The 23,015-nt window shown below is 64.9% G+C and carries 17 protein-coding genes and 1 pseudogene; 13 read left to right on the plus strand and 5 right to left on the minus strand.

Features of this window, described 5'->3' with window-relative positions; translation table 11 throughout:
- Positions 1-302: 302 nt before the first annotated feature.
- On the plus strand, positions 303-1,349 hold the full coding sequence (locus E1287_RS32175; RefSeq protein ID WP_165969294.1) for a BMP family ABC transporter substrate-binding protein: 1,047 nt from the start codon (positions 303-305) through the stop codon (positions 1,347-1,349).
- A gap of 159 nt (positions 1,350-1,508) precedes the next feature.
- Complete coding sequence (locus tag E1287_RS32180; protein ID WP_131969040.1) at positions 1,509-3,800, plus strand: tetratricopeptide repeat protein; 2,292 nt, start codon at positions 1,509-1,511, stop codon at positions 3,798-3,800.
- Here the strand turns inward: E1287_RS32180 and E1287_RS32185 are convergent.
- Complete coding sequence (locus tag E1287_RS32185; protein ID WP_207934595.1) at positions 3,780-4,655, minus strand: cytochrome P450; 876 nt, start codon at positions 4,653-4,655, stop codon at positions 3,780-3,782. The two genes, E1287_RS32180 and E1287_RS32185, sit on opposite strands and share 21 nt — an antisense overlap.
- A gap of 1,188 nt (positions 4,656-5,843) precedes the next feature.
- Positions 5,844-6,450: pseudogene (locus tag E1287_RS32190) on the minus strand (transposase family protein); the annotation flags it as partial.
- Between the two features lie 581 nt (positions 6,451-7,031).
- Here E1287_RS32190 and E1287_RS32195 point away from each other — a divergent pair.
- From E1287_RS32195 to pepN, 4 genes are all read left to right on the plus strand, one after another.
- Positions 7,032-7,280 carry a hypothetical protein gene (locus tag E1287_RS32195; RefSeq protein WP_131969043.1) on the plus strand — a complete coding sequence of 83 codons (249 nt, stop codon included), beginning with the start codon at positions 7,032-7,034 and terminating at the stop codon, positions 7,278-7,280.
- A complete protein-coding gene (locus E1287_RS32200) occupies positions 7,223-8,341 on the plus strand; it encodes a ParB/RepB/Spo0J family partition protein (RefSeq protein ID WP_165969295.1) in 1,119 nt (372 codons plus the stop codon). The genes E1287_RS32195 and E1287_RS32200 overlap by 58 nt, the downstream gene beginning before the upstream one ends.
- 188 nt (positions 8,342-8,529) lie before the next feature.
- Positions 8,530-9,270 (plus strand): methyltransferase, encoded by a 741-nt coding sequence (locus E1287_RS32205; RefSeq protein WP_131969045.1) that lies wholly within the window; start codon positions 8,530-8,532, stop codon positions 9,268-9,270.
- 497 nt (positions 9,271-9,767) lie between these two features.
- Entirely contained in the window at positions 9,768-12,401 is a 2,634-nt protein-coding gene (gene pepN / locus E1287_RS32210; protein ID WP_131969046.1) for an aminopeptidase N, read from the plus strand.
- Here pepN and E1287_RS32215 read toward each other — a convergent pair.
- Positions 12,340-13,890, minus strand: coding sequence for an FAD-dependent monooxygenase (locus E1287_RS32215; protein WP_131969047.1), 1,551 nt, complete (start codon positions 13,888-13,890; stop codon positions 12,340-12,342). The two genes, pepN and E1287_RS32215, sit on opposite strands and share 62 nt — an antisense overlap.
- 443 nt (positions 13,891-14,333) lie before the next feature.
- Here E1287_RS32215 and E1287_RS32220 point away from each other — a divergent pair, with 443 nt between their 5' ends.
- The 7 genes from E1287_RS32220 (at position 14,334) to E1287_RS32250 (ending at position 21,077) form a co-directional block, all read left to right on the plus strand.
- On the plus strand, positions 14,334-14,606 hold the full coding sequence (locus E1287_RS32220; RefSeq protein ID WP_131969048.1) for a hypothetical protein: 273 nt from the start codon (positions 14,334-14,336) through the stop codon (positions 14,604-14,606).
- Between the two features lie 150 nt (positions 14,607-14,756).
- Complete coding sequence (locus E1287_RS32225) at positions 14,757-15,068, plus strand: hypothetical protein (protein WP_131969049.1); 312 nt, start codon at positions 14,757-14,759, stop codon at positions 15,066-15,068.
- Positions 15,069-15,177: 109 nt separating this feature from the next.
- The gene (locus E1287_RS32230; protein WP_131969050.1) at positions 15,178-16,272 is read left to right on the plus strand and encodes a phosphotransferase; all 1,095 of its coding nucleotides are present in this window, start codon (positions 15,178-15,180) and stop codon (positions 16,270-16,272) included.
- Positions 16,259-18,634, plus strand: a complete 2,376-nt coding sequence (locus tag E1287_RS32235; RefSeq protein WP_131969051.1) for a lanthionine synthetase LanC family protein — start codon at positions 16,259-16,261, stop codon at positions 18,632-18,634. Before E1287_RS32230 ends, E1287_RS32235 begins: the two co-directional genes overlap by 14 nt.
- Positions 18,624-18,968, plus strand: coding sequence for a hypothetical protein (locus tag E1287_RS32240; protein WP_131969052.1), 345 nt, complete (start codon positions 18,624-18,626; stop codon positions 18,966-18,968). The genes E1287_RS32235 and E1287_RS32240 overlap by 11 nt, the downstream gene beginning before the upstream one ends.
- A 52-nt stretch (positions 18,969-19,020) precedes the next feature.
- A complete protein-coding gene (locus tag E1287_RS32245; RefSeq protein ID WP_131969053.1) occupies positions 19,021-19,662 on the plus strand; it encodes an ABC transporter ATP-binding protein in 642 nt (213 codons plus the stop codon).
- Positions 19,659-21,077: a DUF6297 family protein gene (locus E1287_RS32250; RefSeq protein WP_131969054.1), complete on the plus strand. Its 1,419-nt coding sequence runs from the start codon at positions 19,659-19,661 to the stop codon at positions 21,075-21,077. Before E1287_RS32245 ends, E1287_RS32250 begins: the two co-directional genes overlap by 4 nt.
- Before the next feature lie 116 nt (positions 21,078-21,193).
- Here E1287_RS32250 and E1287_RS32255 read toward each other — a convergent pair whose 3' ends face one another.
- Together E1287_RS32255 and E1287_RS32260 are read right to left on the minus strand one after the other, a co-directional pair.
- On the minus strand, positions 21,194-22,198 hold the full coding sequence (locus E1287_RS32255; protein WP_165969296.1) for a methyltransferase: 1,005 nt from the start codon (positions 22,196-22,198) through the stop codon (positions 21,194-21,196).
- 266 nt (positions 22,199-22,464) lie between these two features.
- Positions 22,465-22,842: a RidA family protein gene (locus E1287_RS32260; protein WP_165969297.1), complete on the minus strand. Its 378-nt coding sequence runs from the start codon at positions 22,840-22,842 to the stop codon at positions 22,465-22,467.
- Positions 22,843-23,015: the final 173 nt, after the last annotated feature.

Raw genomic sequence — 23,015 nt, forward strand, 5'->3', positions numbered from 1 at the left:
GGACCGCGCGGGTCATGGCGGGTGCCGTGGCGGATGAGACGGCCGCCAATGGGGTGGAACACCCTCAGCCAATCGGCGTGGGCGTCGATGAACGCTCCGCAGTAGGGCTGGTTCTCAGTTCAAATCTTCAAGCACGGACGCAAACGCCTGCATAGGGCCGTCCTTCATCGGGGCTAAGTTCAATCCGCGAGGTCGCTGACCTGCACGGGCCAGGTCGCATACTTCCTGAACCTCGCCGGATGGGACTATGGAGTTCGCCATATGGAGCCAGGGAGAGGGAACTTTCCAGTATTCTGGGGTCTGTGACGAAGGTAGCCGTCCCTTATACGAAGACCTTTTGTGCTCTTACAGCCATGCTGGCGATACTGAGTGTTGCTGGGTGTTCCGGAGGGAAGGGGAGCAGGGCTGACGACCGGCGAGGTTTGAAGGTCGCTCTCATCTACTCAGATGGCGGACTCGGTGATGGTTCGTACAACGACTCGGCCCATGCCGGCCTTCTCAGAATTGAGCAGGAGTTGAGAGTCGCAGTCAAGGGATTCGAAGCCGAGGAAGGCGTACCGGACGCTGAAAAGGTCCAGTTGCTTGAGCGGTTAGTGCGGTCCGGCTATAACCCTATTATCGGATTGACTTTTTCTTATACCAAGCCTGTTGACCAAGTTGCCCAGAGGCACCCGGACATGCGTTTTGCCGTCGTGGACGGCGACCCCACCGCTCAGCCCAATGTCAGTCGGCTGGTTTTCGCCAGTGATCAAGGATCCTTCCTGGTGGGGGCGGTGGCGGCACTGAAGACCAGGACGAACACGATCGGTTTCGTGGGCGGCATGAACACGCCGATCATCAAGACGTTCGAGAGCGGCTACACCGCGGGTGCCCGTACGATCAACCCACGGATCGAGGTGCTGGTGAAATACCTCAGCCAGCCACCGGACGTCTCGGGTTTCAAAGACCAGGGCAAGGCCCGGCTCAGCGCCGAGGGGCAGAGCGACGCCGGGGCGGACGTGATCTTCCACGCGGCCGGCGCCGCCGGGATCGGGGTGATCAACGGCGCGGCCGCTGAGGGAAGGTGGGCCATCGGCGTTGATACCGACCAGTACCGGCAGCGTGCTCTCGCGAGAGTACGTGATCATATTCTGACATCGATGATGAGACGAGTCGACGTGGCGGTGTTCGACTTTGTCTCAGGGGTCCTCAAGGGACAGTTCCATGCCGGTACGAAGGTCTATGACCTGTCCAACAAGGGTGTGGGCTATGCGACCTCCGGGGGGTTGATGGAGGACATCAGGGGAAGAGTCGAAGCCCTCAAGCAGGAGATCATCAAAGGAAAGATCAAGGTCCCCTCTCGCGGATGAGTCCGCCCAGGTCACGGGTACTTCCATTACTTGGCATGTGACTTGATAACAGATTCAAGTCAGAGGCCGCCCGTCAGCGGTAGCGTTCAGTCCAGATCTGCCTTCGAACGCTCCTTGCCGCGAGAGAGGAGCGAGTCACTGAGCGGCCCTGGGGAGGACATGGCTTCGGTGTTTGTTGAGGAGTTGGAGCGGCTCCTGGCTAAACGTCGCCTGTCTTGGCGGAAACTGGCAGAGCTCACGGGTTACCATCCGAGCTGGTTGAGCAAGGTCAGACACGGTGCCTTGCCCTCCGCCGACTTGGTCAGGCATTGCGACGAGGTGTTGGAGGCGGACGGAGCACTGATTGCGCTGGCGGCTGTGGGGAAGAAGCGGCGTCCCGCTCAGCTTCCCGCGCCGCCCGCGGGCTTTGTCGGCAGGAAAAGTCAGATGCGCCGGATGTCCGACGTTCTCAACGGCCAAGTGCCGATGACCGGCAAGGTCCCGCCAGGAGCGCCGACGATCGTGGCCATCGACGGTCCTCCTGGCGTTGGCAAGACTGCGGCCGCGCTCCGTTGCGCCCATGGCATCGGCGGATCCGGTGAGGAGATCTATGCCGACGGCCGCTTGTACGTCGATTTGCGGGGCTACTCTCCGGACGGTCGTCCGATGCGGCCGGGCGACGTGCTGGAGGAGTTTCTGGTCGCGCTCGGGGTTCAACCCAGTGATATCCCGGAGGAGCTTGAGCAGCGCGCGAAGTTGTATCGATCGTTGCTGGCCTCTCAGCGGCTCCTGATCGTGTTGGACAACGCCGCGTCCTCCAAACAGGTGGAGCCACTGCTGCCCGGGTCGGCGGCATGCGGAGTGATCGTGACCAGCCGCAGAAGACTCATCGGCCTGCCGATGCGGGTGGCCGTCGAACGGATACTCCTCGGTCCGATGACCGAAGAGGAGTCCATGGCGGTGCTCCATGCTGCGGTCGGGGAAGCTCGTGCCCAGGCGGAAACGGCGTCCCTGACCGTCCTCGCACGCCACTGCGGACATCTGCCCTTGGCGCTGAGGATTGCCGCCGAGCGGGTGGCGGCGCATCCTCATCACCCGGTCGGTGAGCTGGTGGACGAACTCGCCGCAGAAAGACATCGGCTGGACGCGCTGGAGGCCGACGACTCTGTCGCAGTCCGAACGGTGTTCGAATGGTCATATCGCGATCTGAGTGACGAAGAGGCTCGGATGTTCCGGTTGCTCGGCCTACACCGTGGCCCGCACATCAGCCTGGAGCCGGCGGCCGCGCTGGCCGGGGCTTCCGTGGCTCGGGCTCGGCGTCTTCTGCAGAAACTGGCCCTCGTTCATCTGCTGGAAGGGGCTCCCCACAGCAGATACCGCTTCCATGATCTGCTTCAGGTCTATGCCGCCGAATGCGTCGGGGCCGAAAGCACCGCCTCGGAGAGGAACTCTGCGATAAGGCGCTTTGCGGACTGGTACCTGCACTCCATCGCAGCCGGAAGCAGGGCGTTGGCACCTTTTCGGCTGAGCCCGGTGGAGCTAAGGCCCCTGGCACCTGGAATCACCCCGCTAACGTTCAGCTCCGACCAGCACGCGTTGCGCTGGTACGACCTCGAGGCACCGAACTTCGCGTCGATCATCAGGCTGGCAGTGGACCATCACCTGTACGAGACGGCCTGGAAGCTGGCCATCGCGCTGTTCGACTATCTGCGTCTTCTCCGCAAGCCTGGGGGTTTGTGGCTGGCGACGTCCACGCTGGCGCACAAGGCGACTCAAGCAGCGGGCGATCGTCGTGCCCAGGGGTGGGTGGAGACCAGCTTGGCCGAGGCTTACCGCTGGTTACGCCAATACGATCGCTCCCAGCAGCTCTTTGAGCATTCCTTGTCCTTGCAGCGGGACGTCGGAGACCACCACGGTCAAGCATGGGCGCTGGCCGGGCTGGGGTTCCTCAACGTCGATCGTGGGCTGATGGAGATCGCGTACGATCGCGCCAGCGAGGCGCTCTCACTCTTCTGCGAGGTCGGTGATCGGCATGGCCAGGCGTCGGCCATGTTCACACTGGCTGATGCCCACCATGGGTGGGAGCGACACGACGAGACGCTCGACGTTCTCCGAGCGGCGCTGAGGATCTTCGAGGAGATCGAGAACCATGACGGTCAAGGCCTGACGCTCGCAAAGATGGCCGAGACCTACGCCGCCCTCGGGGAACAGGAACAGGCTCTGGACCATATCGACCGTTCGCTGCGGGCCCGCCGCCTGGCAGGCTCGCGGTGGGGTGAGGCCGACGGACTGGCCCGCCGGGGCCGGATCTTGCACGCTCTTGGCCGATCAGAGCACGCACGAGAATCCTGGGCCGCCGCGCTTGCGCTCTATGAGGAGGTCGACGACCCGCGGGCGGCCGACATCCGCGCCTACTTGCAGGGGCACCTCGCCGACCCCGGAGCCGGGATATTAGCCCGACCTGCGTGGTGAGCGGACTGGAGTGAACACAACCGGGAGCTCGTGCAGCCCACGGACGATGGAACTCGGCTGCCGAGGCAGCCGCTCTGCGGGCATGGCGAGGGCCAGGTCAGGCAGGCGGCTGAAGAGCGTCGCCAACGCCACCTCGCCTTCCAGCCGACCGAGTGGAGCGCCCAGGCAGTGGTGGAGTCCGTATCCGAACCCCAGATGTGGGTTGTCAGAACGAGACAGATCGAACCGATCCGGCTCGGGGAACCGCGCCGGGTCATGATGGGCCGCCGCCAACGCGATGAGAACCGGCTCACCAGGCGGGATGCGCGTTCCGCCGATCTCCACTGGCTCGGTGGTGAAACGCCACGCCGCGAGTTCCATCGGCCCGTCATAGCGCAGGACCTCTTCCACCGTTGCCGCCGCCAGTTCGGGCCGCTCCTGGAGAAGCGTGAGCTGTCCGGGGTTGTCGAGCAGAGCGACGATACCGTTCCCGATGAGCGCGGCGGTGTTCTCATGCCCCGCGATCAACAGCAGGAAGATCATCGACACCAACTCAGGCTCACTGAGCCCGCCCTGTTTCTCGTGCTCGACGAGGACGCTGATCAAATCGTCTTCCGGGGCACGGCGTTTAGTGGTGACGAGCGCGCGCAGGTACTCACCCGGGCTCGGCGTGCCGGACAGGCGGCCGTCAACGTCCCCGGGTTCGACGGAGACCGCGTTGGACGTCCACTGTCGAAAGAGGCTTCGGTCCGCGGCCGGTATGCCTAGTACCTCACAGATCACGGTGATCGGAAGCGGGTAGGCGAACTCGGCAATGATCTCGGCCTCGCCACGCGCCGCGAAGGCGTCGATCAATGAATCGGTGACCTGCTGCACCCGGTGACGCATCGTCTCTGTCCGCCGTGCGGTGAAGGCCGTGGAGACAAGCCGGCGCAATCGGGTGTGGTCAGGTGGCTCTCTGGTGAGAAGGTGAACGCCCAGACCTGAGCCATCCTCCAATGGACGCCCGCGGTCGGTCTCGCGCCACGCCGGCCCCGCTACCCGGGGATCCCTGCTCAGCCGGGGGTCCGCCAATGCAGCCTGAGCGTCCTCATATCGAGACACCACCCAACAATGCACGCCGCCGTGGAGACGCACATGACAAACTGGACGCTCTTCACGTAGTCGTGCGTATGCGGGATAGGGATCAGCGTCCCGTCCCGGGCCGAGAATCTTCGCCTTCAGGTTCATTCAAGTTACCATCTTGTCATGCTAACGCCAACCTCCGCCATTTCATGGCTCTGTGACCACGCCGAGGCCTGTTCGTAACGGATGACGACATCTAGGGATGATCTCGCCATCCGAGGCCGGTGATCGGCGCTGATCGGACCGAGCGAGTGCCGACGGCCGTTGTTTGGCCGTGGCCGCTCCCGCGGAGGTGGTGTTGAGAAGGCCGCCTCATGACACATGGACTAGTTAAGCACCAACTGCCTTGATTGTCACATCTGCAGCATTAGTGTAAAAATCGGCGACGATTTTCGGGCATGCGTTGAGTCGTTCGACGCACAAGTAGGGGCGTCACCCGGGACATTCGTCGTTCTGCTAGGTCGGCATGGCGCCGACCAAAGCGGATGATGGCGGCGCGGCAGGAAAGGCGCCGACCGCGTCGGTCCGTCTACTGTCTTTCCTTCAGTGTGGCGGTGCTCGGCGAAGACGGCGTCGTTGTCGGGTTGTTCGAAGATAGCGCGCACCACCGTCGACACCTTCGGCTGCGCCGGCCTCGGAACGCGCAAGGGAGCCCTGGTCGGCAGTGGTAGTGAGTTCGACAGTCTGCTATGACGCGTCGGGCAGTGCGGAGGTGATCGCGTCGTACAACCCGGCGTGAAGGTCGGCTCCGTCTCCGGCCGGCCATCTCGTCCAGCTCGTCGGCCATGAGGCTGACCTGCGACCTGGACAGCTAGGCAAATTTCCCATTTCTCCTCCCGACGGGTCGACATGCCCAGCAGACAAGAGGTGGTGGCGACCAGGCTGGCCGTCCCTCTCGGCTTATCGACGCCGCTCCAGAAGCGACACGGGTAGTACGTCCCGGTAGGGCGTGAGTACATGGTCACCGGCCCCTTGATATGCCTTATCGGCCAGGAGGAGGATGCCGGTGGCAGCCAGCGCGCGGATGACGCCCCAGATCCGGGCGGCCTTCAGATCGTGCACCGACCCCGCAACGGCGACCCCGCAACGGCCCCGACACCCACAGCAGGCTGCCATCCGGGGCGGCGATCACCTGCAGGTTCACCCCGTGCTTGTGGTGCTTTCCCAAGTAGAAGGGACGGTCGGCGGCCACCCGGTCGCTCGCCACCAGCGTCCCGTCCAAGATCAGGTAGGGCAGCCGGCCACGCCGCGCGTTGCCAACGGCGGCAGGGAGCTTGGGTGCACGCGCGGCCAGCAGTTCGATCGACTCGGTGGTGTAGCGCCATGCGGTGCTGGTCAAGACTCCGAACCCAGTGGCCAGTTCGGCGAAGGTCTCACCTTTGCGTAGGTAGACCAGCACCATCAGGGCCTGGGCGCCCGGTGGCAGCGCTCGGCCTTTGCTGCCGATCGATGCGCGGTGTCGGCGAATGACGCCGGTGGCGTAGGTCAGGGTCTGACGCGACAACGGCAGCGAAGCGCGATCAGACCCCGCCGCACCGCCCGCGATCACGCTGTGATCAGCACACCCCAACCTGCCGCTGAAATAGGCTCAATGCGTCCGGGACCAGCGCGACGCGCAAGCTCTGATAACGCCGAAGTCCGACACCATCCAAGCTGACCACGCAATGCCCACGTGGGGACACCTCTCAGGGCCGTTCAACCGCTGCGGGCCCAGGTCGTTATCGGACCGCAGTGTCCGGTACTCATCCCCGGCAACTTGAAGCAAGACTCTCAGGAGTGTTTCCTGTAAGAATCAACAGGTCAACATTGCGTCCGGCAATACCGATTCCTATGCTTGGTGTGCCTGATTGGCTAGGTCTACTCGTGTGCTTCCCAGGCAGGAGTTTCCTTGTATCGCGAGAGATGCGTCACCTCTGACCTGCTCCGGCAGGACACGATCGCGATCCGAAGCGTTCTCGATTCCGAGAGGCAGGATGGGACGATGCGGAAGCCTCAGCATATCATCCGCGCATTCCCGCTGGATAGAAAATCAGTCAGCCAATATGTGATCGTCGAACGTCCGGCCTCATTAATTCTACGGTACATAGAACACTGGGCCCACTCCCGAATCCTCTGCACACATTGATCATGCTGCGCTTGTTGAATTCGTACGGCGGATATTCGGGCGGCATCGGGCGCTCAGCGTCCCGCTCCTGCCTGGAGTTCAAGTTGCGCAAGGTCGAATACCAGACGGACAGCAAGCCGACTGAGGCAGGGCTCATCGACGCGATCGAAGACGGCCGGTCGGAGCAGGAGCCGCCTCGGGTCATCGAGACATTGTGCAACACCTCGTTCGACCTGCCGGGAGCTCCCACCCGTGCGGAAGCCGTCCGTTAGGCAGGAGGTACGCGCTGAGTACGCAAGCCGGATCCCAAGCGGCTCACCAATGGCCGTCCACGCATGAGGAAGGAAGAGGGGACAGTTGGTTACTTTCGGCAGCGGAGACGGTCCCCACTGCCGGGCTGCTCCCCGCTGACTCGCCACGCACTGATAAAGAGGACTTGGAACACATACGCCTCATGGTAGAGGCGGGCAACACGCTCCCGCCGATCATCGTGCATCGACCCACGATGCGCATTGTGGATGGAATGCACAGGCTTAAGGCCGCGCAGTTGCGTGGTGAGGATCAGATCTCCGTACGCTTCTTTGACGGTGATGAACAAGACGCGTTCGTACTCGCCGTCAAGCTGAACGTTGCGCACGGACTGCCGCTCTCTGCCAGGGACCGGGCGGCGGCGGCTCTGCGCATCATCAAGTCACACCCCGACTGGTCTGATCGCGCGATCGCGGCCATCGCCGCGATCTCTGACAAGGCTGTCAAGGACCTCAGGCCAACTGCCGGCGGCGATGCGATGAAGGCAGCAGTCAGGATGGGCCGCGACGGTCGACGCAGACCGGTCGACAGCGCAGCGGGCAGGATGATCGCAAGTGAGTGGATTGAGAAGAAGCCGAACGCTTCAAGCCGTGAGATTGCCCGGTTGGCGGGCATCTCACCCACCACTGTACGTGATGTGAGAAACCGTCTGGACCGTGGTGAAGAGCCGCTGTCGGCTTCGCACCGGAAGTCTCGGCCGAAGCCATCTGATCCACGCCGTGCTAGGCGACGAAAAGGCAGCGTAATACGCGAGGTGAACTCAACCGAGAGCTTTAACAAAGCGCTGGAACGCCTCATGAAGGATCCCTCCCTGAAACTCACTGAGAAGGGCCGTGTGCTACTACGAGGCCTGAGCTTTCACTCCCTCCTGCAGCAGCAGATACAACTTGCCGAGGTGGTACCGCAACACCAGGCACAGATGGTAAGCGAGCTGGCGCGGACCTGTGCCTCCATCTGGCTGAGGTTGGCTGAGGATGCCGAAGAGATGGCGATAAAAGTGCAGCGAAACGTGAAGGAGACCTGACATTTGGCCAACTGCGGATCCGTCGCAGTTGGCCACCCAAGGTTTGGATCGATCGGAGGCGATCATCGTGATGCCGTGGGCTCTGGAGAGGGCGGTGTACGGCCTGGTGTCTACGCCGGTGCCGCAACTCGCCGACAGATAAAGAGTCTTTCGCAGTAAGTGCTCGTGGACCGCAGGCGCCGACGGAGATGGCCGATGCGCTCGGCACTGATGCTGACACCCTGGAGCGGATGCTCCTGGTGTTGACGGCGTTCGGTGTGCTGCGTCGCAGATCGGAGGGACGGTACGAGATGCCGGGCGAGATGCGCCCCTATCTCGACCGGAACGATGACCAATACGTCGGCGGATTCGTTGACCATCTGGTCAGCGAGACATCGACGCAGATCAACCGCCTGGCGGCCTACCTGGAACACGGCAAGACGGCGGTGGATGAGCAACTGCCGGCGCCGTTCGAGTTCCTCTACCGCGACGAGCAGGCGCCGGCTGAGTTCATGGCAGCGATGTGGAGCCTTAGTTTCGCCCCTTCGAAGGAACTCGCTGAGCTGGCCAGGCTGAATGAAGTGAAAAGCCTGATCGACGTCGGCGGCGCGAGCGGACCGTTCGCGGTCGCCGCGCTGCTGCGTTCGCCGACTCCGAGCGCGACCGTGTTCGACCTGCCGCTGGTTGAGCGCTTCGTGGCCGAATCCCGCCATACCTACGACCTGGCGGACCGGCTGGATTTTGTACCCGGTGACTTCTTCGCTGACGAACTCCCCGGCGGCGACTGCATCGCACTCGGATACGTACTGTCGGATTGGACCGACCGCACCTGTGCCAACCTCCTTGCCAAGGCATACCGTGCGTGCCACGGCCACGGCCGTACCCACTCGCGCCAGCAGCCGCATCGGCTCCGGTGGGGCTTTCGCCCGAACGGGTCAGCACCCGCGTGAACCCGACCACGACGGTCACGGACATTGAGGTATCGCTCAGCCGGCTGCAGTCCGGCGCCCCGCAGGTGCCTCGTATCTCCGCGTACCGTCGGGAACGTGGTTGTCAGCCCGATGGGCATCATGCGTTCAAGCGCTCGGGTAGGTGGGCTCCGCGAGGCGGTCCTTAAAGCGACGCCGAGCACCTGGCTGAGGCCGAACCCGGTTACGGCTGATCCCTTGGACGGTCAGCATGTCCCCCGTCGCGGATGCGCGACAGCGCCTCCAGTTGCGCGGGCCCGCCCACTCGACGAGTGATCCTCTCGTCGAAGACCTTCAGGCAGATCGGATCGGGGACGCCGTGCGGACGCCGTGTCTTCCGATCGTCGTACTGACCTGGGCAAGTCCGCTGAACGTCGAAGCGCCGCGGCAGCGGCCGTTCTGCAGGCGTTGGACTTCCGAGATACCGCTGGGAAGATCTTAGGGTCCCTCTAGGTCGGAACGATATCCGGAGGTGTGGTGTGGAAGTGCCCAACCTGACCCGTGAGCAAGCCCAGCAGCGTGCGCTACTGGAGGTCGATTCGTACGCTATCGATCTCGATCTTACGGACGGCTTCGGCGGGGCGGGGGAGAACACGTTCAGTTCGATGACCACGGTTCGATTCCGCTGCCCTGAAGGGGGTGTTTCTACTTGGATCGATCTGGTGGCTCATCCTGTGGAGGCCGTGCTCAACGGAGAAACGTTGGACCTTTCCGGCTACAGGCCCGGGGAAGGCATCACGCTGTCGCCGTTGGCCGAACACAACGAATTGACCGTCCTAGCGAGGTGCTTCTACATGAACACGGCACAGGGCTTACACAGGTTCGTGGACCCGGTCGATCAGGAGGTGTATCTCTACACGCAATTCGAGCCTGCTGACGCGAAGCGGGTGTTCGCGTGTTTCGACCAACCGGACCTGAAAGCGACCTACCAAATGAACGTCTTGGCTCCCGCGGGTTGGATGGTGCTGAGTAATACCGCAGTGAAGTCCGCCCGGAGGACTTCCGATGGTGCCGTGAAGCATGTGTTCGAGCGCACGCGGCCGATGTCGACCTACCTGGTGGCCGTAGTGGCCGGACCGTGGGCGAAGTGGCGCGACGAGTATCACGACGAACTGATCACGATCCCGCTGGGGCTGTACTGCCGGGCATCACTGGCCGGGCACATGGACGCGGAGCGGCTGTTCGCCGAGACCAGGAAGGGCTTTGACTTTTACCATCGAACGTTCGGCGTGGCCTACCCGTTCGGCAAGTACGACCAGTGCTTCGTTCCCGAACTCCACGTCGGCGGGATGGAGAACACAGGCTGCGTGACGTTCACGGACGATCACATATTCCGCGGCCGGGTAATAGGCCCCGCCTATGAGCGGCGCCGCGCGGCCGTGCTGCACGAGCTCGCTCACATGTGGTTCGGCAACCTGGTAACCATGCGATGGTGGGACGACCTTTGGCTCAACGAGGCGTTCGCCACGTTCGTCAGTGTGCTGGCACAGGCCGAGGCTACCGATCACAAACGCGCCTGGACCACCTTCGCCAACGTCGAGAAGGCTTATGCGTACCAGTTGGACCGTTTGCCGTCGACCCACCCCGTCGCCGCCGATGTCCCTGACCTCCGCGCGGTTGAGCTCAACTTCGACGGCATCACTTACGCCAAGGGCGCAAGCGTGCTCAAGCAACTGGTCGCCTTTGTGGGCTTGGAGAGCTTTCTTTCCGGGGTCCGGACGTACCTTTCTCGGCACTCCTGGCGCAACGCCACGCTAGCCGACCTTCTCACCTCGCTGGAGGAGAAGTCGGGGCGAGATCTGTCCTGGTGGAGCGCGCAGTGGCTGGAGACCACGGGCGTGACCACGCTACGGCCGATGTTCTCGGTCGACGACGAAGACCGATTCACTGAGTTCGCCGTCACGCAGAGCCGTGCCCATCTCGGTGGCGGCGAGCCGCGCACGCATCGCGTGGTCGTCGGCGTCTATGACGACGACGGCACCGGCCGACTGGTCCGTGCCCACCGATACGAGGCGGACGTCATCGGTAAACGAACCGAGCTTCCCGAACTGGCCGGCGTGCATCGCGGTTTGCTGATCTTGGTCAATGATGATGACCTCGCATATGTCACGATACGTGTGGATCCGGAATCGCTGACCACCCTCATCAGCCGAATCGGCGACGTCGCTGAGTCGTTGCCCCGTGCCCTGTGCTGGTCGGCCGCTTGGGAGATGACCCAGGAGGCCGAATTGAGGGCCAGGGACTTCGTCGCGCTGGTCGGCCAGGTGCTCGCGGTCGAGACCGAGGTCGGTGTCGTCCAACGCCTGCTTCAACAGGCACACGCCGCACTTGAGAACTACGGCGATCCGGTATGGGCGCGGACCGGTTGGCAGGCCCACATCGGCCTGTTACTCGATCGGGCCGCCGTTGCCGAGCCGGGATCGGACCATCAACTGGGCCTCGTCCACGCGATGGCCGTGGGTGTGCTCGATGACGCTCAGCTCGACACAGTGCGCGGCTGGCTGGACGGCTCGGCACCGCTGGCGGGGCTGGTAGTGGACAGCGATCTGCGCTGGCGGCTGACCCAGGCTCTCGTCGCCCATGGGCGGGCGGGAGTAAGCGAGATCGAGGCAGAACTCGAGCGCGATTCGACCGCGACCGGTAGACGGCAGGCCGAGCGGGCGCGAGCACTGCAGCCGTCGCAGCGGGCCAAGCAGGAGGCGTGGCAGCGGGCCGTTCACGACGATGGTCTGTCGAACGCGACCGTCGAGGCGATCATCTCCGGGTTTTCGCATCCCGCGCAGCGGGCGTTGCTGGCGCCTTTCACCAGCCGGTATTTCACCGACGTTGCGGACGTGTGGCGGCAACGCACAGGTGAGGCCGCCCAGCGGGTGGCGCTGCTGTTGTTCCCTTCATGGGCGATCAGCGAGGAGACCGTGGCGGCGGCGAATGTTTGGCTCGCCGACGACACTCATCCGTCCACGTTGCGCAGCCTGGTGGCGGACGGGCGGGACCGTATGGTGCGGGCGCTGGCCGTACGCGCCTTTGACCGGTCGGAAGAACAGGCTGACGTCACCGCGCCACGTGGGCGGGCTCACCGAGCCACGTCCGCGTCGCGTCTTCGAGGCCCGTGAGATCGTCGAGATCGTCCGAGGCCCACGCCACGTAGCCGTCGGGACGCACCAGCATCGCGGTGCCGTTCGGCGACTTGACGTACACGAGACGGTCGCCATGGCTCGCGGCGGCGTCGGCTAGGCGGGGTGCGCCGACAAGGACACCCTGTCCGCCGTGCATGACTTCTGCGAGCCGCCTCCGTCCTTCCAGCTGAAGGTCGGGGGCGCTGCACCCCGTGAGAGGGTGCCCGCCGGGCAGATCGTACTTTTGTTGCAAGCCGAGCAGCCGTTTCATCATGTACGCCGAGCCGTCACCGGTGTTCACGAGGTCTCCAACGATCTGGCGGAGCGACTCGGTGCGCGGGTCGACGCGCATGAGAGCGATCTGTGCGCGTGTCCAGTCCAGAACCCAGGCGCCGATCGGATGTCTTTCTCGCGTGTAGGTGCCGAGCAGGTGTTCCGGCGCCCAGCCTTTCACGGTCGCGGCGAGTTTCCAGCCGAGGTTTATCGCGTCACCGATACCGAGGTTGAGCCCTTGGCCGCCGAACGGCGAATGAACATGAGCCGCATCCCCCGCCAGGACGACGCGGCCCTTCACGTACGTGCTCGCCTGCCGGGCATTGTCGGTGAACCTCGTCGCGGATCTGAGGAAGGCGATCGTGACGTTCGTCTTCGACACGCGCCGCAAGCCGTCCTGGAACTCTTCCAGAGTCACCGGCGTGTGACGATCCTGGGGCGGTCCGTTCATCTCAACGGTGAGAATCCGCCCTGTCAGTGGTGTGTATACGTAGAGACCGGCATCACTGCGGTTCCAGCCCGGCTGAAGCTCTCCCGGGTCTTCGAGGTCCACAACGGCCTGCCTGCCAGTGATCTCGGGGTCCGTTCCCGGAAAGTCGAATCCGGCTGCCTGCCGAACCATGCTGTGGCCGCCGTCGGCCCCGACGAGCCACGTGCAGCGCATACGTTCACCCGTGTCGAGGCGGATGTCGACCCCGGTCTCGTGCTCGCTGAACTCTTCGAGCCACACACCTCTGCGGAGCTCGACACCGGCTTCCTCAGCACGAACGCGATTCATTAAGACCTGTTCAAGCATTTGCTGACTGACTGGAAGCATGTCCGGTGCCGGCTCTGGCTCGCCGGAACCGTTACCGAAATCAACGTTGCTCCGGGAGATCGTAATCCCGGAGAAATGGCCAGCGACGTTGGCGGAACGGGGAGTGGGATCCGGGAGCGGGCTCCGCCGACGCGTCAGGGCCTCCAGGAGACTCTCCGCATGATCTCGCTGGGCCTGGAGTAGCGCGGGAAGCATTCCACGCCGATCCAACGCTTCGACGGTGGGGACGTGAAGCCCGAACGCCTTGATGGTCGGGTCTGTCTCAGTCCGGCCCTCCACGACCAGGACGCGCACCCGAGCGAGGGCGAGCTCGCAGCCGACCATGAGGCCGACAGGTCCGCCCCCTACCACCACTACGTCATATTCATTAGTTGCCTTCTCGTCAGCCAGTCCCATGACTCCTGAAGCTAATGGCACCTGTTCGCCTCGTCAACGGATTCCGGTCGCCGCACAGGTGAGATTCGCATGGTTCGACATCGAAGGCAACCTGGGCGATGCCTCCTGCTGCGCACCATACGGTGGCTACCTTGCATCGATGGTCGCGGCTACACCGAACGAGGAGACGGAGCCATGCATTTACTCCTGACCATGATCGTCCATAAACACAGGCATGACCTCACCGATCCGTTATTGAGCTACTACTCCCTGTGTAATTCGACATCTACCTTGACCGGATATGGTCAGCCTGTAAAACTCTCGACGGTTGCTGATTGACACTGGCAGGACGTCAAGGATCTACTCGCCATCGGAGCTCTTAAGCGAAAGTGAGGTTGCCAATGACAGCTCCCGTAACTACCACCACCGCGACCGTCACGGAACAGTCACGAGGTCCACAGGCAGTGCGTGATCTCAACGATGCCCTGCACGGTATCGACGGCTTCTCTGAGTTCAACGCAGCTGCCCAGGGATTCATCAAGGGCGAGATCGGTATCGAGCAGGCGATCGAGGTCATGACCCCCTTCCTGCAGGGCGACATCGTCCAGGACGAGCAGGAAAGGGAGCGGTTGATCCAGCTGGGCCAGACCATCGAGGCACAGTGCGGCTGGGTATCCGTCACCGCGAGCGTCACGGCCTGCACACCGACGTTCAGCTGCTCTGTCATCTGCTGCTAGGAGCGGTCGCTGGGCCCCCGCCCAGCCCTCGCTTGGCGGACGCGTAACGCCCCGCCTGGATCCGCCCAGGGAACGTTCTTGGGCGGATCCCCTCGGGTCCGCCTCAAACATTTTCCTTGGGTCCGCTTCGAACAATCAGGAATACCCGCCATGACCTCGGAAGATTCCATGACAGAAAGCCGTGATCTCCTTGAGGAGATCAGGCTGGAACTATTAAGCATCGACGGTATGGCCGATTTCGCAACAGCGGCGAGTGGGTTCATCCATGGCGAGGTGGAGCTGGAGGAGGCCACCGCGGTGATGACCCGGTTTCTGCGGGGCGACGGATACGGCGACGCCGACGAGCGGAGCCGGGTCATCGAACTCGCCCAGACGATCGAAGCCCGTAGCGGATTCGTCGCGATCACCGTCAGTATCTCAGCGTGCACGGCGGCCTTCAGTTGCTCCCTCGCATGTTGCTGAGCAGCGTCACTGCTGAGCATGCCGTTCCGGCCGACGCCTACTGGCGAGGAATCGCCGGCTGCTCCCTACGGAGGCCATCGTGAAAGTCACTACTCGGCAAGACCGGCCCATGGCCGAGAAAACGGTGCTCACGGCGGGGCTGCCGATCCTCGAAGAGGTCGCGGCGGTTCGCAGACTTTTGTCGTGCGGGGTGCTGAGGCCCGAGTACGCAACCGACCCACGCCTGACCGTCACGGACGAGTCACGCCGATGCCGATGCCTGATCGTCCGATTTGAATCTGAAGGATGGGTCGTCAAGCAGGGCACAACGGCCGAATCTCGCGATTCGCTCCGGCAGGAGGCCGCGGTCTACCAGGCACTCCAGACCACCGCGTTCACCCAGCACCTCCCGGGGTTCTCCGATTACGACGAGGATGACGGCCTGCTCGTCACGGAGTACGTCGTAGGCGATTCACCACGAGAGGTGGACCTGGAGGACCGGCAGCGGCATGCGGTCATCGCAGCCGGGATCGGTGCCGCCTTGGCTCGGCTGCACCGGACCGAGGGGGATCTCGGCCTGCCCGCGAAACCACCTCCGCCAATTCTGCGTTGTGGTCACCCCACCTTCGACTCGGTCGAGTTCCACAGCCCCTCGTCCTTGGAGATCATCCGGACGGTTCAGTCGAGCGAGGCCCTGATGCGGCTGCTTGACAGGGTCCATGGGCAGTGGACTTCCGAGGCGATGACGCACAACGACCTGCGTGGCGACAACATCCTGGTCCGTGACTCTGGCAAACCCGTGTTCATCGACTGGGAGATGGGTGGCCCCGGCGACCGCCGCTGGGACGTCGCAGGCCTGCTCGCCGAGCGCGTCGTCTGGTGGCTGACCGATCCCGACTGCTGGGTACCCTGGAACGCCCAGGCAATGGCAGGCGAGGCCGCGGTAGCCGGGATGCGCTCGATCCGAGAATTCGCGCACCCCTTTCTCGGGAGCTACGTGGCCACCTTCGCGGGCACCTTCGATCTGGCCCACGCGGGTCTGCCCAACCTGATGGACTGGTGCGCGGCCAGGCTCGTGCACTTCGCCATAGAGAACACGCACCAGCTGAGCGTTCCGCTGGCGACGGCGCGGCAGCTGATGCAGATGGCGGCGAACTTCGCCATGAGCCCGGACGCCGCCGCCCGGGCCTTCTTCGGATTGGCGCTGACTGATGTCCACGACTGAGTTCCACCGGGTTGTCGGCGCCGCGCTCACCGCGGTCTCCGTCTCCGCCGACTACGGCCTTTCCTGGTTCGGTGAGACCGTCGACACGATCCGCCCGCTGCCTGACGAGGTGATGATGACGGAGGCGGCGACGGCCTTTCTGAGCCGCCTGTTTTATCGAGGGCTCTACCTGTTCGGCTGGCCGCGCAAGGAGCTGTCGGCGTTCCGTGAGTCGATGATGGAGGGTCTGCCGGCGAGCCGGTCGGCCCGGTTCATCAACGCGGCGCTGTACTCCAGTGGGCACAACGGGGGCTCGGCCATGATGCGGCCGGTGGAGGAGTTCCGGGGTGCTCCGGCGGTCGAGTTCGACGGAGTGAAAGTCCAGGTCGTACTGGACGGCGGGCAGGAAGGCACCCCGGCCGTCCGAATCCGGGTGCAGCGGCCGGGCGTCTCCCTGACCAAGTCGCCGGGCTTCATGCTGTTCCGCAGCCCGCACGGCTCGCCGACCCTTCATGGGCAATGGCTCATCCGCCTTTACTGGAACGTCACGGCCGTCGGCGCACTGGACTTGGTCGCGATGCTCGGCCACGAACTCGGCGGGCGGAATCTGCGCTACGAGTTCAAGGTCGTGCACTCCGACGGAGAATGGCCTGAGCGGGCCGACGCGGGGGTCCTCTACATCGGTCACCGCGACCTGGTGGAAGCGTGGCCCGTCCTCAGCGGGATCCACGAACGGCTTCTGCCCAACATGCGGCCTTATGTACCGGCGCTGACCCGTCGGCTGGGTGTTGGCCTCGGGATGGCCCAGGACCCTGGCAACGGCGATAGCTACGGCATGTTCGTCTGTGACGCGATCGCCGAGGGCCTGATGAGGGCGCGCAGCGACGGGCACGCCGACCATTCGACGCAGCTGGAATACGTCGCGGACTGGTTCGCGAGTAAGAACAGGTCGCTTGAGATTCCGTACGCCGATGAAGAGGTGGCTCGCACTATCGTCAACGAACTGACCAGCGACGCATCATCTCGGACACTTCCCACGACGAGGCTCCCTGCCGCGACGCCGCCGCTCATCACGGAAACTCCGCCCGCCGCGGAAACAGCGTCCGATGAGGTGCTGCTCAGCCATGTCAGCAGGCTCGCCCGGCGAATCACCGACAATGCTCTTTGGCACGACGGCCGCTGCAACTGGCTCACACCCCAGTTCAGCGACACCGGTCCCAATAGTTGGGCGCCCATGGGGGCCGACCTTTACACCGGTACCGCCGGGATGGGTCTGTTCTTCGCACAGCTCGCCGCCGCCACGGACGACCGGTCGTACGCCCGCCTCGCCGAAGCCGCATGCCGCCAAGCACTCGCCACGGCCACGGAATCCCCCGGTATCGGCCTGTACAGCGGCACCTCGGGAGCCGGTCTCGCAGCCGCCCTCGCCGGACGGGCACTCGAAGAGGAGGCGCTCTTCGCGGACGGGTGCGCGCTGGTGAACCAGGCGGCCGAACGCGCCCTCGCCGCCGGCGGACCAGTGCCCTTCGACGTGGTCGACGGTGTCGCCGGGGCCCTGATCGCCACGCTCGGAACCCATGCGCTCGGGAACGCCGACAGCCTCGCGCTGGCCGGACGGCTGGGCGCCCTGCTGGTGGACCTGGGCACCAAAGGCCGGCCGGAGGAGCTCCATTGGCTCGACCGGGACCGCGGTGACACGATGGGGTTCATCGGGCTCGCCCACGGCGCCTCCGGTTGCGCACTCGCGCTGGCGGAGCTGGGAGAGGTGTCCCGCGAACCGCTGTTCCTCCACGCCGCGGACCAGGCCTGCCGGTACGAGCGGAGCTGGTTCGACGAGACGGCGGGACACTGGCGGGACGTCCGGTCGATCCAGGACCGCGGGCCGGACGGGGACGCGGTCCTCGAACCGGACGTCCACCGGTTCGACTGGTGTTACGGCGCGCCCGGCATCGCCCTCAGCCGTACCGGACCACTCCTGGACGAGAGCCGGGCGACCCCCGAAATGATCAATGACGTCCGGATCGGCTTCGGCGACGCCGAGCACGCCGGTGCGACCTTCCCCCTGCTGGTGCACGATGCCTGCCTGTGCCACGGCGCCGCCGGCATCGCAGAGATCCTCTCCCTCGCCCCAGAGGAGTTCGCCGATCCCGCCCACGATCCGATCGCGCGCACCCTCACTCATCACGCGCTCGTGTCCCACCACGACGATCTCACCTGGCCGAACGGGTACGGCCTGATGCTCGGCGCGGCCGGGGTCGCGCTCGCCGCCCTCCGCAGGATCGACTCCGCGATCGTGTCGCCCCTGCTCCCCCTTCCGCACCGATACGCCGGGACGGGCCCCGAGGCCTCCGGAGCAGGAAAGGACACGGACAGTGGAGAATGAGAAGAACACACCGGCGGCCGGTGAAAAGGAGGAGCGGTCCGATCTGGCGGCGCTCATGACCCAGCTCGCGCAGTCCATGGCCGCGGTGCGGGGATTCGACGACTTCGTCGGCGCCGGGACCGCGTTCATCAAAGGCGAGGAGGACGATATCGACACGACCGTTGAGCAGATGATGTCATTCTTCAATGGGGAGATCGGCGGATACTCCACCGAACGCCAACGTCTCATTCAGATCGCCCAGAGCATGCGCAAGGAGGCCGGCGGCGTCGCGATCTTCATGCTGACCTTCACGACCTGCAGCGCGGCGCTGTCATGCTCTTACGCATGTTGCTAACGTGACGTCGCACCGACCCAGCCGGATCCGCCCCTCCGACGAAACAATCTCAATGACCACACTGGCCACACCACACCTCCTTAGCGTCTCGGATTTACACAAGTCCTACTTCGGTATTCCCGTTCTGAAGGACGTCGGTTTCACCCTGCGGCCCGGTGAGGCGGTGGCCATCGTCGGCCCCAACGGCTCGGGGAAGACGACGCTGCTGAAGTGCGTCGCCGGAACCGAGGACATCGACGAGGGCACGATCGAACTGGACGGCAAGCCGCTCCGCGAGTCCGACCCGGCCGTGCGCGCCGCGATGGCGTGCCTGCTCGACGACGTCGACTATTTCCCCGACCTGTCGGTCGTCGAGCATCTGAGGCTCTACGCCTGGGCGCACGGCGGCGCCGACCCGGAGGACACGGTCGACTCCATGCTGGCCGAGGTCGAGATCACCGGGGCTGCGGACCAGCTGCCCGCCACCCTGTCGAGCGGGCAGCGCCACCGGCTCGGCCTCGCCTCATGCCTGGTGCGCCCGCGCCGCCTCCTGGTTCTGGACGAGCCGGAGCAACGCCTGGACAGCGGAGGACGGGCCTGGCTGGCCTCCCGGCTCAACGCGGAGAAGGCCGCCGGGGTGGGTGTCGTGTTCGCCTCCCACGACCAGGAGTTGATCGACGCGACGGCCGACCGGACCATCGAGGTCGGGGCATGACGGCCGTCGACGTCCGCGAGAACATTCCGAGAGCCGGTGACCTGCGCCGCAGGGTGCGCGCCAAGAGGCCGCGGCAATCGCTCATGGCCACCCTGTCCTTGCTCCTCGAACGCGCCCTCTACTTGGGGATCCTCGGCGGCCTGGTGTCGGAGGTCGTGCGTGACGGGCTCCGACGGACCGGCGAGGGCGGTGCCGCGGACACCTCGTCCGGGACGCCGGTGATCCAGCTGACCTCCGCGGTACTCGCGGTTCTGTGCGCCGTCCTGCTGGCCAGGGCCCTGCTGGCGTTCGGGCCGCTGTACGTCGGCGCTCCGGCGCGCACCTGGCTGCTCAGTACACCGGTCGACCGGGGACGGCTGCTGGTCGGCCATTTCGCCCTCGCCGTGACGCTGGGCACGGTGGCGTCCGCTGTGATCGGCATGGCCCTTCTTCTGGTGGCCGGCCTCACCGTGCCGCTCGCGCCGTGGCTGGCGCTGTGGGCGGCGATCGGCGCCGCCGAGACGTGCGGGTGCGTGCTGGCACAGGCCGGGCTTCGATCGCCGCGCGGCCTCCAGCGCGTCCTCGGCGCGGCCGCCTACGCACTCGCCGCCGTCGCGGTGACGGTCCCGGTCGTCCGCCCCGGCGACCTGCTGACAGGGCTGGAACGAATCGGCACGGCGCCCTACACGGCCGGTGCGGCCGTGCTCCTGGCGGCGGCCGTGATCACGGCCCGCGCGGCCCGCCGGAGCCTCGACGCCGTCACCCGGGGAGCGGTGTCCTCCGGTGTCGAGCTCGCGACGGCGACCCGGGTATCGGTGCTGTCCCTGGACTTCACCTTCTTCTGGTCCATCGTCCTCGAACGCCGTGCCCGCGCGATCGCGCGGGTCCGGTCGGCGCCCATCAGAGGAAGCCGTTCCGCCGCGCTGGTGAGGGCCGACCTGGCGCGTGTACTGCGCATGCGGACCGGCCTGTTCATCTGGGCCGCGCTGATTTCGGTGCCCTACGCGGCGCATGTGGTCGGCCTGACGGACTTCCTGCCGGCACTCCACCTGGTGACGGCGTTCCTCGCCGTGGACAGGCTCGCCGGGGGGCTCCGCATCATCAGCCGCGCGCCCTCGATCCGCAGGGCACTGGGCGGCTCGGACCGGTCGCTGACGCTCGCGCACCTCGTGGTGCCCGCGGCGGGCGCAGTCGTCTGGTCGTCGCTGACAGCGGCGCTCACCCCCGGCATCTCGGCTCTCACCGCCGCGATATCGGCCGTGGGCGCGGGACTCGTCACCTACCGGATGGCGACCAGGCCGCCGATGGACTATGGGGGTTCACTCGTTGACTTCGGTGTCTTCGGTCCGACCCCGGTCGGCTTGATCTTGCAGCTGGCCCGCGGCCCCGCATTGCTTGCCGTGCTGGCCCTGGTCCAGATAGCGCTGGCAACGTAACGGCGAGGCTCAGCCCGGACGGACAGATCCAGCCGTGAAGACAGACGGCTCCAGCCGCGGAGAGGGACAGGTCTAGCCGCGGAGAGGGACAGGTCTAGCCGCGGAGACGGACGGGTCTAGCCGCGGAGCTCAAGCACGACACGCGTCGCCGCCCGATCCACTCGCTCCACGCTCAGCCCGGCCTCGGCGGCCAGCGCAGACAGGTCGTCCACGGACCGGTCCGGGTTGGCGGTGACGGCCTCAAGCCAGAGCGTCATGGCGGTGTTCGGCCACTGGAAGTGCTCGGGCAGATAGACCTCGGACACGAGTATCCGGCCGTTTCGGCCAGCGGCGTCAGCGCAGTTGCGGAGCAGCCGGACGGCGTTGTCGTCGTCCCAATCGGCGAGAACCGCCGAAAGCAGATAAACATCGGCGCCCCGGGGCAGCGGATCGAAGAAGCTCTGCCCGAGAGCGGTGGCCCGGTCGCCCAGCCCGGACTCGGCGAAGCGCCGTTCCGCCACTCGCGCGAAAGCGGGCAGGTCCAGCAGGGTCGCGCGCAGATTCGGGTGTCCGGCGAGCAGCGCCTCGACCACAGCGCCGGTGTTACCGCCCACGTCCACACACGTGTCCGCCGTACGCCAGCACCGATGGCCCACCAGTAAATCGACGTCGAACGCCGGCTTCACCGCGGACTGGGAACGTAGCTCATCATCGGTATCACCACGGCCATCGACATAAGACCACAGGTCGGTCCCGAACATTCGATGATAAACCGGTTCCCCTGTTCTCAGCGTGTGCAGGAGATGGATCACGGCGAGATCCGTCTGCCCGATGACCCCATCAAGGTCCAAATGCTGGAACGGCCACGGCGAGTCATCTCGACGTCGCAGGACGGCACCGAGTTCGGTCAGGCGGTAACGCCCCTCGCCAATGGTCACCATGTCCCGGTCGGCCAGGTGGTTCAACAGCTTGCCGAGCGGCCGCGGCTGTGTGCCCGTGCGCTCGGCGAGTTCCGCCAGGGTCTCCCCGTCCGCACTTATGTGGTCCGCGATGCACAAAGTGACCGCGACCCGGATCGCCATGGGCGTGACCAGGTCGGACAATGCACTGATCTGCTGGTGGAGTGCGACATCCGCCGTCATCAAGACTCCGTTCCAGAGACACCGTCCCATATGAACACGGCCGGTGGGTTGCGCCTACCACTTCACCTTACTGAAGTCATGACGGTTCTGAAAACCGGCCGCCCCCATTCTTTGCGGTCGCCGGGCAGGCCGATTCCGGCGGTCCAAAATTTGAAAGGCAGGGTCACCTCCGCATGATGCGGTCGCTAGATACAACTCGTGTCTTGGGTGAACGCGAACGCCGCTTCGACCAGGATTTACCCGGGGGGTGGCGGTGTCAGTGTCGCTTACTCCGGGACGGTGTCGAGGTGGGCGATACACTCCAGTTCGACGAGTGCGCCTAGGGCCAAGGCGTTGCAACCGACGGTGATCCGGGCGGGTGGGGTGCTTCCCATGACCGCAGAGTACGCCTCGTTCATTTCGGCGAATGCCTGCATGTCGGTCAGATAGACGTTGACTCTGACGATGTCGGCGAGGGTGGCGCCGCATTCGGCCAGGATCAGTTCGATGTTGCGAAAGGCGCAGGTGGTCTCCGCCCCGACCCCGCCTGCCACCGGTTCGGTGAATCCCGGGCTTGCGCCGATCATTCCGGATACGTAGATGGTTTCACCGGCGATGACCGCATGGCTGAATTCGGGCAATCGGAGGACGGTGTCGTTGTTCACTCGGAGATTGGGCATGGTCACCTCTGTATCCGGGTCGACGAGCCCTGGAGCCAGGTCACTCGGACCGCCGCGACCTCATCTTTCCGGGACGCGCAAGATTCCCTAACGGAGGTACCACCGTGAATCCGCCCTCGGCTCCGGCCCCCACGTCCTGATGGACGGCGGCCGCCTGA

It is taken from the genome of Actinomadura sp. KC06 (assembly GCF_004348735.1).
Classification (GTDB): Bacteria; Actinomycetota; Actinomycetes; order Streptosporangiales; family Streptosporangiaceae; genus Spirillospora.

What these genes read in the sequence shown, in the direction of transcription:
- E1287_RS32250 (WP_131969054.1), top strand. Translation starts at nt 19,659, where the DNA reads ATGACGGCCGTCGACGTCCGCGAGAACATTCCGAGAGCCGGTGACCTG.
- E1287_RS32205 (WP_131969045.1), top strand. Translation starts at nt 8,530, where the DNA reads ATGGCCGATGCGCTCGGCACTGATGCTGACACCCTGGAGCGGATGCTC.
- E1287_RS32230 (WP_131969050.1), top strand. Translation starts at nt 15,178, where the DNA reads ATGGCCGAGAAAACGGTGCTCACGGCGGGGCTGCCGATCCTCGAAGAG.
- E1287_RS32255 (WP_165969296.1), bottom strand. Translation starts at nt 22,198, where the DNA reads ATGACGGCGGATGTCGCACTCCACCAGCAGATCAGTGCATTGTCCGAC.
- E1287_RS32180 (WP_131969040.1), top strand. Translation starts at nt 1,509, where the DNA reads ATGGCTTCGGTGTTTGTTGAGGAGTTGGAGCGGCTCCTGGCTAAACGT.
- E1287_RS32215 (WP_131969047.1), bottom strand. Translation starts at nt 13,890, where the DNA reads ATGGGACTGGCTGACGAGAAGGCAACTAATGAATATGACGTAGTGGTG.
- E1287_RS32235 (WP_131969051.1), top strand. Translation starts at nt 16,259, where the DNA reads ATGTCCACGACTGAGTTCCACCGGGTTGTCGGCGCCGCGCTCACCGCG.
- E1287_RS32195 (WP_131969043.1), top strand. Translation starts at nt 7,032, where the DNA reads ATGCTGCGCTTGTTGAATTCGTACGGCGGATATTCGGGCGGCATCGGG.
- E1287_RS32225 (WP_131969049.1), top strand. Translation starts at nt 14,757, where the DNA reads ATGACCTCGGAAGATTCCATGACAGAAAGCCGTGATCTCCTTGAGGAG.
- E1287_RS32245 (WP_131969053.1), top strand. Translation starts at nt 19,021, where the DNA reads ATGACCACACTGGCCACACCACACCTCCTTAGCGTCTCGGATTTACAC.